The 9,747-nt window shown below is 40.8% G+C and carries 10 protein-coding genes and 1 pseudogene; 5 read left to right on the forward strand and 6 right to left on the reverse strand.

Annotated features, from left to right (window positions below):
* Window positions 1-148: 148 nt before the first annotated feature.
* Entirely contained in the window at window positions 149-451 is a 303-nt protein-coding gene (locus tag NJ959_RS19850; protein ID WP_254013475.1) for a YkvA family protein, read from the forward strand.
* A gap of 191 nt (window positions 452-642) precedes the next feature.
* Here the strand turns inward: NJ959_RS19850 and NJ959_RS19855 are convergent, their stop codons facing one another.
* From NJ959_RS19855 to NJ959_RS19865, 3 genes are all read right to left on the reverse strand, one after another.
* Window positions 643-987: a DUF6464 family protein gene (locus NJ959_RS19855; RefSeq protein ID WP_254013476.1), complete on the reverse strand. Its 345-nt coding sequence runs from the start codon at window positions 985-987 to the stop codon at window positions 643-645.
* 308 nt (window positions 988-1,295) lie between these two features.
* Window positions 1,296-1,694 (reverse strand): adenosylmethionine decarboxylase, encoded by a 399-nt coding sequence (gene speD / locus NJ959_RS19860; protein WP_254013477.1) that lies wholly within the window; start codon window positions 1,692-1,694, stop codon window positions 1,296-1,298.
* Between the two features lie 214 nt (window positions 1,695-1,908).
* Window positions 1,909-2,523, reverse strand: a complete 615-nt coding sequence (locus NJ959_RS19865) for a DUF4291 domain-containing protein (protein ID WP_254013478.1) — start codon at window positions 2,521-2,523, stop codon at window positions 1,909-1,911.
* 89 nt (window positions 2,524-2,612) lie between these two features.
* Here NJ959_RS19865 and NJ959_RS19870 point away from each other — a divergent pair, with 89 nt between their 5' ends.
* Together NJ959_RS19870 and NJ959_RS19875 are read left to right on the forward strand one after the other, a co-directional pair.
* Window positions 2,613-3,614 carry an ABC transporter ATP-binding protein gene (locus tag NJ959_RS19870; protein ID WP_254013479.1) on the forward strand — a complete coding sequence of 334 codons (1,002 nt, stop codon included), beginning with the start codon at window positions 2,613-2,615 and terminating at the stop codon, window positions 3,612-3,614.
* A complete protein-coding gene (locus NJ959_RS19875) occupies window positions 3,611-4,399 on the forward strand; it encodes an ABC transporter permease (RefSeq protein WP_254013480.1) in 789 nt (262 codons plus the stop codon). Before NJ959_RS19870 ends, NJ959_RS19875 begins: the two co-directional genes overlap by 4 nt.
* Before the next feature lie 59 nt (window positions 4,400-4,458).
* Here NJ959_RS19875 and NJ959_RS19880 read toward each other — a convergent pair whose 3' ends face one another.
* On the reverse strand, window positions 4,459-6,774 hold the full coding sequence (locus NJ959_RS19880; RefSeq protein WP_254013481.1) for an adenylate/guanylate cyclase domain-containing protein: 2,316 nt from the start codon (window positions 6,772-6,774) through the stop codon (window positions 4,459-4,461).
* 20 nt (window positions 6,775-6,794) lie between these two features.
* Here NJ959_RS19880 and NJ959_RS19885 point away from each other — a divergent pair, with 20 nt between their 5' ends.
* Both NJ959_RS19885 and yhdJ read left to right on the forward strand, forming a co-directional pair.
* The gene (locus NJ959_RS19885; RefSeq protein WP_254013482.1) at window positions 6,795-7,658 is read left to right on the forward strand and encodes an SDR family oxidoreductase; all 864 of its coding nucleotides are present in this window, start codon (window positions 6,795-6,797) and stop codon (window positions 7,656-7,658) included.
* Between the two features lie 126 nt (window positions 7,659-7,784).
* A pseudogene (yhdJ, locus tag NJ959_RS19890) lies at window positions 7,785-8,333 on the forward strand (adenine-specific DNA-methyltransferase); the annotation flags it as partial.
* Between the two features lie 136 nt (window positions 8,334-8,469).
* Here yhdJ and NJ959_RS19895 read toward each other — a convergent pair.
* Both NJ959_RS19895 and NJ959_RS19900 read right to left on the reverse strand, forming a co-directional pair.
* Entirely contained in the window at window positions 8,470-8,955 is a 486-nt protein-coding gene (locus tag NJ959_RS19895; protein WP_254013484.1) for a hypothetical protein, read from the reverse strand.
* A gap of 137 nt (window positions 8,956-9,092) precedes the next feature.
* Complete coding sequence (locus tag NJ959_RS19900) at window positions 9,093-9,719, reverse strand: response regulator (protein WP_254013485.1); 627 nt, start codon at window positions 9,717-9,719, stop codon at window positions 9,093-9,095.
* Window positions 9,720-9,747 lie beyond the last annotated feature (28 nt).

Raw genomic sequence — 9,747 nt, forward strand, 5'->3', positions numbered from 1 at the left:
GGGCTGGGGAGGAAGGGAGAGCAAATTAGGCAAGAGGCAGCCACTCATGGGTAAATTTTCGACTAAAACAGGAGAGTTATCCTCATCCTCAGTTTCTGGGGAATCTGGCAAAATAAATAAGTAGATAAGTAGCTGTGGGGAAAAAATAATGAATAATTTCTCTATCCAATCAATTTACAACTGGTATCGCAACAGTATCCGTAATCCTAAGTATCGCTGGTGGCTCATTTTAGGAACGATAGTTTATATTATAAGTCCTATTGATATTGCTCCGGACTTTATTCCTATGATCGGACAGATTGATGATGTTGTGATTTTAACGCTCCTGGTTTCTGAGGTTTCTCAGTGGCTGATTGATAGTGTGAAATCTCGCCAAACCCCAACTGTCAATACTGAGACTGATAATCCCACAGAAAAGACGGTGGATGTCGAGTCTGTGTCAGTCCAGTAATAGTAATTGGGTGGACGAGCCGATCCTGTTGCTGCCCAATAATAGGCATAACTCTATATTCTGTATATCCTATCATACCCAGAAGTCGGGTTTCTCAAAGAAACCCGACTTCTAAGTTTCGTTAATTTTGATTATCAATATTCCTGGTACAAGGATCTTCTATTAAAATTAATTTTCTCTTCTTAGGGCTGTCATAAGTCTAAGGGATCTCGATCTAGTTTAGAGTTATTTGGTTCGTAATCGTGACAGTTTTCACAGGGACCGGCAGGATTGACACCACAGCGGATGTAAGCGGAACGGGCATTATAGCGACAGGTAATATCACCAATTAAATAGCCAACTCCTTCCAAGTAATATTGATCTGTTGGGAATTGATGTCTTTGCATTACTCTAAGGGGTGGGGTGCGGATTGCTTCCCTGAGTCTAGCTTGCTCCTTTTCCTTTTCCTTAGCTTTTTGCATCACCCATATACAAATTACTGGTGGTATCAAACCCACAATAAAAACTAAGATAGTTCCTAAAATATGTAATAACACACTTATTTCCTCCAGGGTGATTCTACTAACTCGGTTGCTAAGGAAGCGTTGCGATCGCGGTGTGATAGCCTTATAGCATTAGCCTCCAAGAGCGCAGATCGTTACCTCTAATAACCAATTTAACCTGAGATCAAGAGTTGTGCTACAAGATATAGCGGTGGGAGGAAGGTTAGAAAAAGGGCTGAATAAGGCGTTGCACCTGCGGCTGCACAGGCGGCTCAACAAGGCGCTGCACCAGAATAAAACAAAAAAAGCAAGGTTAATTAAACCTTGCCCTCAATTGCTGGTATCGGTAACGAAAAAACTGCTTACCGAGCTACTTGGTAGACTGGCTCTGAGATTTGCTCCTTAATTTTTGCCATTTCATCAAAGCCACGGGGGATCTCTCGCATTCTGACTTGCTTTGCTTTCAGCGCTGTTTGTAAAAGTTTCATGGCTTCTTTAGGCTTGCCGCTGCCGCAAAAGAATAAATCTGCTGCAAAATATCCGTACTCCGGCCAGGTATGTATAGCAATATGGGACTCAGCTAACGTTGCCGTTGCTGTCACCCCATGGGGACTAAACTGGTGTACACACAAATCTATAAGGGTTGCTTCTCCAGCAGAAATCGCATCTATTAAAGCGCGGCGAATTCCTTCAGGATCATTGAGAAGGTCTTGAGGCGCTTCCCATGCGTCAACAACCAGATGAGTTCCCACTTGTTTCATTCTACGCGATCTACTCCACCTGAAAGTAATATTTCAAAGATTCCCTTTATAACACCTTTGTTATTGGTTTGTCAAGTGTTTGGGGTGTGGGGAGTGGGGAAGAGAGTTTTGAGTTTTGAGTTTTGAGTTTTCAATTAAAACTCAAAACTCAAAACTATTCATGGGAGTGGGAGTGGGGAGTAGAGTTTTGAGTCGGAAGGACTATAGTAATGTGTTATAAACTGATGTGCAATGTCTTTTGGATCTGGGGAGAAACGTCTATGACGTTTTCTTCTGGTACTGAGGGGAGTTGTTTTTGGTTAGCGATCGCGGTTTTGATACGATGAGCTAAATCGGTGACATCCTCAATCGCCAGAATCCAGCAATTGACGTAATCTCTGACTGCCGTCCCGCGAATGCCCAGTTGCAATGCCCGACGTTCGAGCGATCGCAATTTTAAGTCTCGATCTGGGTCCCACTGATAGCGTACCTTACTTCGGCGTAATGCACCAGACCAGTCTTTTTCAGTCTCAAATAATTTGCGGTCAAAGGAACTGGGGATAGCTTGAGCTAGAATAGTTTGGAACCCCTCATGAGTCAGCTTAATTTTGAGGATGCACTCTTGTCCCTGTTTGGTAGCGTAACCGGAACGGTAGAGCATCCAGCCGAAGGAAGGCTTGATCCAAGTCATTCTGTCCAAACTAAAGCCTGTACCGAAAGTACCCAGACGCACTGCTTCTTCAGCAGTAGACGGTTTGAAAGCTTGATAGACTATAATGCCTTCTTTGTCAAAGGTTGCCAGTATTTGTCGCACTATCGCTGTAGTATATACTACTACACAAACAGCCAATCATATACTACGATAATTGTCAATATAATGCTCACCGTCCTTTTCCCGATCTGGAACTAAGGGAGAGAATATCCATTACACTGAAATCTATGTCTATTATTGTGGCTGAAAACCTGAGTAAGGTATATCCGGTAGCCGTAAAAAAACCGGGGATTAAGGGTACATTTTCCCACTTTTTCCATCGCAACTACCGCTTAGTGACAGCCGTACAAAATGTCTCATTTGAAATAGGAATGGGCGAGATAGTAGGATTTTTAGGTCCCAATGGGGCGGGAAAAACTACTACCCTAAAAATGCTGACTGGGCTAATTCATCCCTCAAGTGGTACGGTGCGAGTAGCGGATCAAATTCCTTTTAAGCGTCAAACTAACTTTTTGCAAAAGATTACCCTAGTGATGGGGCAGAAGCAGCAGTTAATTTGGGACTTACCTGCTTTAGATTCTCTCAGAATTAATGCGGCTGTTTACGGGATTTCTCCTAAACAGTTTAATTATCGAGTTGATGAACTCTCAGAAATGCTGTCTCTGGAAGGGAAACTCACTCAACCAGTGCGAAAATTGTCTCTGGGGGAACGGATGAAAGCAGAACTTTTGGCGGCACTTTTGCACCAACCTAAAATATTATTTTTAGATGAACCAACTTTAGGATTAGATGTTAATGCTCAATTAGCGGTACGAGATTTCTTGCGAGAATACAACCAAAAGACAGGGGCTACTATTCTATTAACTAGTCATTATATGGCAGATATTACTGCTCTCTGTCAGCGCGTATTGGTAATTTATGAAGGTCAGATGATTTATGATGGTAGTTTGGATAGATTATTAGATCGTTTTTCCCCTTATCGCGAGGTGAAAGTAGAATTAGCTAACCTGTTACCTGATGTGGAAAAGGGCAATTTAACAGCGCTACAAAGCTATGGTGAAGTTGCATCAGTAGAGGGGAGAGAGGTACGTTTTCTAGTACTGCGGGAGAAACTTACAGGCACTGTTGCTCAGATTTTAGCTGAATTAGAAGTTCTAGATTTAACAATAACTGATCCACCAATTGAAGAAGTAATTGGCAGGGTATTTCGCAATGGAGTAGTTTCATGAAGCGAGGAATTATCATCGCAAAAACGTTTATATCTGTTTACTATGCTTACATGTTGGAGTATCGAGCAGAGCTATTTTTGTGGGCGCTGTCTGGCAGTTTACCTCTAATTATGATGGGGGTGTGGGTAAAGGCATCTCAAGGTGGACAATTTGGCTTGGCGGCAAATGATTTTGCTCATTACTTTATGGCAGTATTTATTATCCGTCAGTTAACATCAGTTTGGGTGATTTGGGATTTTGAAAAGGAAGTCTTACAAGGGCAGTTGTCTCATCGATTGTTGCAGCCAATCGATCCTGTATGGCATCATGTTGCTAGCCATATATCGGAACGGATTGCTCGTTTACCGTTTATTGTGGTATTGGTGGGTTTGTTTTGCTTCCTTTATCCCCAGGCAATTTGGCTACCCAGTTTGAGCAATTTGTTACTGTTTTGTGTAACTGTAGTGATGGCATTTGCTCTACGTTTTTTGATGCAGTATACTTATGCTTTATTCGCTTTTTGGACTGAGCGTGCAAGTGCGATTGAGCAATTTTTCTTTTTATTACATTTGTTTCTTTCGGGTATGATTGCGCCTCTCGATGTCTTTCCAGATGCGGTGCGGGAGGTGGCGTTGTGGACTCCTTTTCCTTATATGGTTAATTTCCCGGCTTCGCTGTTAATTGGGTTACCTGTGGATTTGGGTAGGGGGCTATTGGTGATGTTGGGTTGGGGTTTGATCTTTTTTGTCTGGAATCGTTGGTTGTGGCGGAAGGGATTGAAACATTATTCGGGGATGGGGGCATAATATGAAGTCAAAAGTCAAAAGTCAAAAGTCAAAAAGGGGAATGGGGGAGAATATTACCTCTAGAAATGGATTAGATTTTCGATAGCCTTGGAGTTGGCAGGTGGGGGAGATTCTAGCCAGTGCAGACACCGCTGAATGTGTAGTTTGGCGGCTTTGTCGTTGTTATTAATGGCTAATACTTGGGAAAATTCGCTCATGGCTAGGGCAAATTTATGTTCTAGATAATGTTGTCGCCCTCTGTGGTAATGTTGGATTATTTGTTGTTGTTGCTGTGAAATGGGTTGGGAATTGAGTCCGATTAGTTCATAAATGGATATGGGTTGTTTTTTGTTTTTGGTGTAAATTCGATCTAATTCTCTTGCCCAAATGCGATCGCGACATTGTTGATAGGTGATTTCGCTGATGATAATATCACAATTATATTCTCTTCCTGCACGTTCTAGCATGGAGGTTAAGTTAATTGTATCGCTGGGGCGACTATGGCTGGAACCATTTTTTTCATTATTTATATTGCCTGAGTGAATGCCAATGCCAATCCTTAATGGTTGTTGGTTTGGCGGGAGGTAATGGCTATTGAATTTGGTTAGTCGCTGGCGCATTTCAATGGCGGTTTGGATGGCGTGCCATGCCCTATTTTGTAAGGGTAAGGATGTGCCAAATATGGCTATTGGTGTGTCGCTAATGTATTTATCTACTGTGCCTTGGTATTTTAATACGGCATCCATCATTAATTCAAAATATCGATCGACTAAATCTGCTACTTCTTCTGGCTCCATTTCTTCGACTAAGCTAGTGTAGCCGCGAATATCTAAACATAATATGGAAACGTTTTCTTGGGTTAACGATTTAACATTGTGCTGTTTTAGCCATTCTTGAGTTAGGTTTTGATTGCTGGGTTGATTATTGTGGTTTTTATTGTTTTTGTCGGTTTCCTCCATCACTACTAGGAGTCCATAGATATTGTTACTGTCAGTTTTATCTGCGATCGCATTAATTGATAAGTTAATTTCTCTTTCTTTACCGCCAGCGATTAAAATCTGATGGGGGTGATATTGTTGGTGTTCTCCGGTTAATGTGTCTCTAAAACATTTGACTAGATTACCGTCTTTGATGGTAACTATTTCCCGAATTAAGTGTCCTTCTACTTGTTTATCTTGATGAAGATTGAGTAGTTGTTTTGCTTTTTCATTTGCTGTAATAATTCTACCTTGGCGATCCGTGAAAATTGCGCCACGATCTAAGTTACCGAAAATATTGCGTTGGATTTCTTCTTGCTGTTTGAGGGTGGTAAACTGTTTGGCATTGTGTAAGGCGATACCCACTTGTAGGCTAAAGGCACTCATTAATTGTTGATCTGCTTGGGTAAAACTGGCTTTGAATTCTTCCGGTGCTACTGGCCAATTTTCTGGGTTATATTCTGGGAAATTGCCGAATTTCTTTTTATTGACTAATTCCATGACTCCTAGTAATTCGCCACTGGGATTAAAGATAGGAAGATAGAGTAAGTTACAAGTGCGATATCCTATTTGGCGATCCCATTTTTGGATTGATTCGGAATCGGGATGCAGGTAGACATCAAAGGGAATATCGAGGGGTTTTCTAGATTTGGCTACTTTCCCAGCAAAACCAATGCCTATTGGCAAATGTAGGGTTTTAAAAGAGCCATCTGCCATGGCAACTTTTGTCCAAAGTTCATGACTTTCTTCGTTGAGAAGCCATAACATAGTACGATCTGCATTAATTAAGGCTTTTGCCTCATCTAAAATTAATTTGAGGGTGGCATCTAAATCTAAGCCACCTTGACTAATTGTGTGGATGGCTTTAATAAAGGCAACAAATACTCGTTGTTTTTTAATTTCTGCCTGAATTCCCTGACTCCTTTCAATTGTCGTCAATATCGCAGCGGTAGCTTTAGTAAAACGGTTCCAATCTTCTTTGGTAAAGCCGTTCATATCGACTCGTTTATAGATGGAGTCTTCTGGCTTATTTTGGGGCTTAAGTTTATTAAGAAATTGCACGAATGCAATGGGATATCCTTGGCGATTTATGATTGGTAATGATAGGATGTTATAGGCAACGTATGGTATTCTTTTCTTTTCGGGATTGAGGTGAGACTTTGGCAGGTGTTCGTGGCAATCAAAGGGTTCAGTAACAAAGTGTTTTAAATTATCAAACTGTCCCATTCCTGTCTGGACTGGGATTTTTACTTCGAGGAGGCGATCGCAATTATTACATAAAACAGAACAGAGGGATGGATTATGCCGATCTAACAAAAAAATCGTGCTTCTATCAACGCCCAGTAATTTTTTTAGTCCCTGGTTAATTTCGCTCAATATTTCTGTTAAAATTATAGCTAAGTCTTGGTGGTTTGTCATCGTTATATTAATTACAGTCCGTGAAAAAACTCTTAGTTACAGGTGCCAGCGGTTTCTTAGGATGGCATGTTTGTGAGTTAGCCAAACTTCAATGGGAAGTCTCTGGTACTTACCTTGCCAATATGGTATCAAGCCCCAGTATAACCCTAAGAAAGGTTGATTTAACAGATTTCCAGGAACTCAATCGCCTATTTCAGGAAATTCAGCCCGAAGCAGTAATTCATACAGCGGCGCAATCTAGTCCTAATTTTTGTCAAACTCACCCCGATGAAACTGCATCCATTAACGTCACGGCATCGGCTAATATTGCCGGAATTTGTGCCGATTATTCTATCCCCTGTGTTTTTACCTCAACTGACTTAGTTTTTGATGGATTAAATCCTCCTTACAAAGAAACTGATTCTGTTTGTCCAGTTAATTATTACGGCGAACAGAAAGTTAGGGCAGAGTCAGAGATGTTAGCCCGTTATCCTCTCACTGCTATATGTAGAATGCCCTTAATGTTTGGCAATGTAACACCGACAGCAAGTAGCTTTATCCAGCCATTCATTAATATTTTGAAAGAAGGAAAAGAATTGAGTTTATTTATCGATGAGTTTCGCACGCCTGTGAGCGGGATAACAGCAGCTAAAGGCTTGTTATTAGCTTTGGATAAAGTTAATGGGCGAATTCATTTAGGTGGAAAAGAGAGGATATCGCGATATGAGTTTGGTCGCTTATTAGTGGAGGTATTGCAATTACCGGAAACGGGATTAAAATCTTGTCGGCAAGCAGATGTAAAAATGGCTGCTCCTAGGGCGAAAGATGTTTCTTTGGATAGTTCAATGGCGTTTGGATTGGGATATTCACCGTTATCTTTACGGGAGGAATTGGAGTTATTGTGAGGGAATGGGGAATAGATAATCTTATCGAAGGAAGGAAGTAGCTGTTCTCCATCTTCCATATCGAGCGACAATTTGTTCTCTAATGCTAGAATAAGTATTAACATTGGTGAGAGGTGTTATATGGTAATGTTTGATCGATATGAAGATGGAGGACATAGAATATTTCATGGTGATGCCCTAGATATTTTGCCCAGTGAGATTTCCTCTGAATCCGTAGATCTTATTTTTCTCGATCCTCCCTATAACATAGGAAAAATCTTTGCAAATTTTTACGATAAATGGGAATCTGAAGCAGAATATGTGAAGTGGGCATATAAGTTGCTGGATGAATGCCTTCGGATACTGAAACCGAATGGAAGTCTATATGTAATGACAAGTACTCAATCGATGCCATACTTCGATCTTTACTTAAGGCAGAAAATGGTAATTCTTAGCCGAATTGTATGGCATTACGATAGTTCCGGAGTTCAAGCAACAAAATACTTCGGATCGATGTACGAGCCAATACTTCACTGCGTTAAAGACAAAAATAGTTATATATTTAACTCAGATGATATTAAAATAGAAGCAAAAACAGGCGCACAGCGGAAGTTAATTGATTATAGAAAAGCCGTGCCCAGCCAGTATAATACAGAGAAAGTACCTGGCAATGTATGGTATTTTACTCGTGATAGATAACCTGGGAGTATTTTAAGCTAGCAAATTTTAACAAGGGGCTGAGAGCCAATTGTCCTAATCGCCTTGGCGACTGCTATATTTGGAAAAATGGCTCTTTGTGAGAGCCATTTTTAGCTGAATTTGTAGTTATAGATTAATCCAGCCTCATTTTACCTAGACTTGCATCTTCAGCATCTAAAGTTTGTAACACCTCTTGAACCTGCTTTGACGATACCCTTTCTTCCAGAGATTTCCAGCAATGCCCTTGAGGATTATTTAATAAAGTATCACTGCGTAACTGACGCAAGGCATTAATACAGGAACCACAATCGCAACCAAAAAGAGTAACCGCTGCATCACTTTCTGCTGCACTAAAATCTAAGATAGAATCGTCACCCCCAATATTAGTTGAGGCAATCAAAGTACCTTTATTGAGGTTATGTATTCTGGAAGATTGTAGCTTGGATGTTGTGGGAACATCGCAGGAAACTTGACTGGTAGCTGCGGCACTGGCGTTAGCAATAATATTAACACCCATAGCCTCAGTTGCAGATGCCCGATTAGCGAACAAAGCTATGGTTAGCATTGAAGTCGCCAATGGTAGAATAGTCGCCAGACTCAATAACATTTTGTACTGCATTAGGAAGTACTCCTTAACCTGAATGAACGTCTTGACCCAATTCTAAGCAATGATTCTCTCTTTTACCACATCTCCTGTCATAGAGGTGTTAAACTTAACACTAAAATTATCGCAAAAACCCATAAGGGCGGGGAAGTTCAATTAGAATTAGCCCAAATTGCTGCTTGAGTGCGATCGCGTAAATTCAACCTGCTTAAAATATTAGTAACATGATTTTTCACTGTCTTCTCAGAAATATATAATGTCTGGGCAATTTCCCTATTACTAGCCCCTTTAGCAATTAACTGTAAAATTTCCTGTTCTCTTGGTGTCAATTGTTCCCAACCTTCGGTACGATCAGCATGTGGAGCAGTAATTTGAGCCATAACTTTCTTGCCAATTCCCGGCCCTAATTGAGTGTAACCTTTATCCACAGCACGAATTGCTTGGGCTAATTCTTCTGGTGGTGTATCTTTCAGTAAATATCCAACTGCACCATATTGTAATGCCTGGGTAACATATTCATCATCATCAAATGTCGTTAATACTAAAACCTTGGCTTGGGGAAAGCGTTGGCTTATTTCCCTAGTAGCAGCAACCCCATCCATAATCGGCATCCGAATATCCATTAATACTACATCCGGTTGTAATTCTTCCACTCGAGCAATTGCTATTTCTCCATTATCTGCTTCTCCTACTACCTGAAAATCTCCTTCAAAACTTAATAATGCTTTTAATCCACGGCGGATTAAACTTTGATCGTCAACTAATAAAATTTTAATCATAATTGGGAGTGGGGAGTGGGGAGTGGGG

The sequence above is a fragment of the Limnofasciculus baicalensis BBK-W-15 genome (genome assembly GCF_024178385.1).
In the GTDB taxonomy this organism is placed as follows: Bacteria; Cyanobacteriota; Cyanobacteriia; order Cyanobacteriales; family Coleofasciculaceae; genus Limnofasciculus; species Limnofasciculus baicalensis.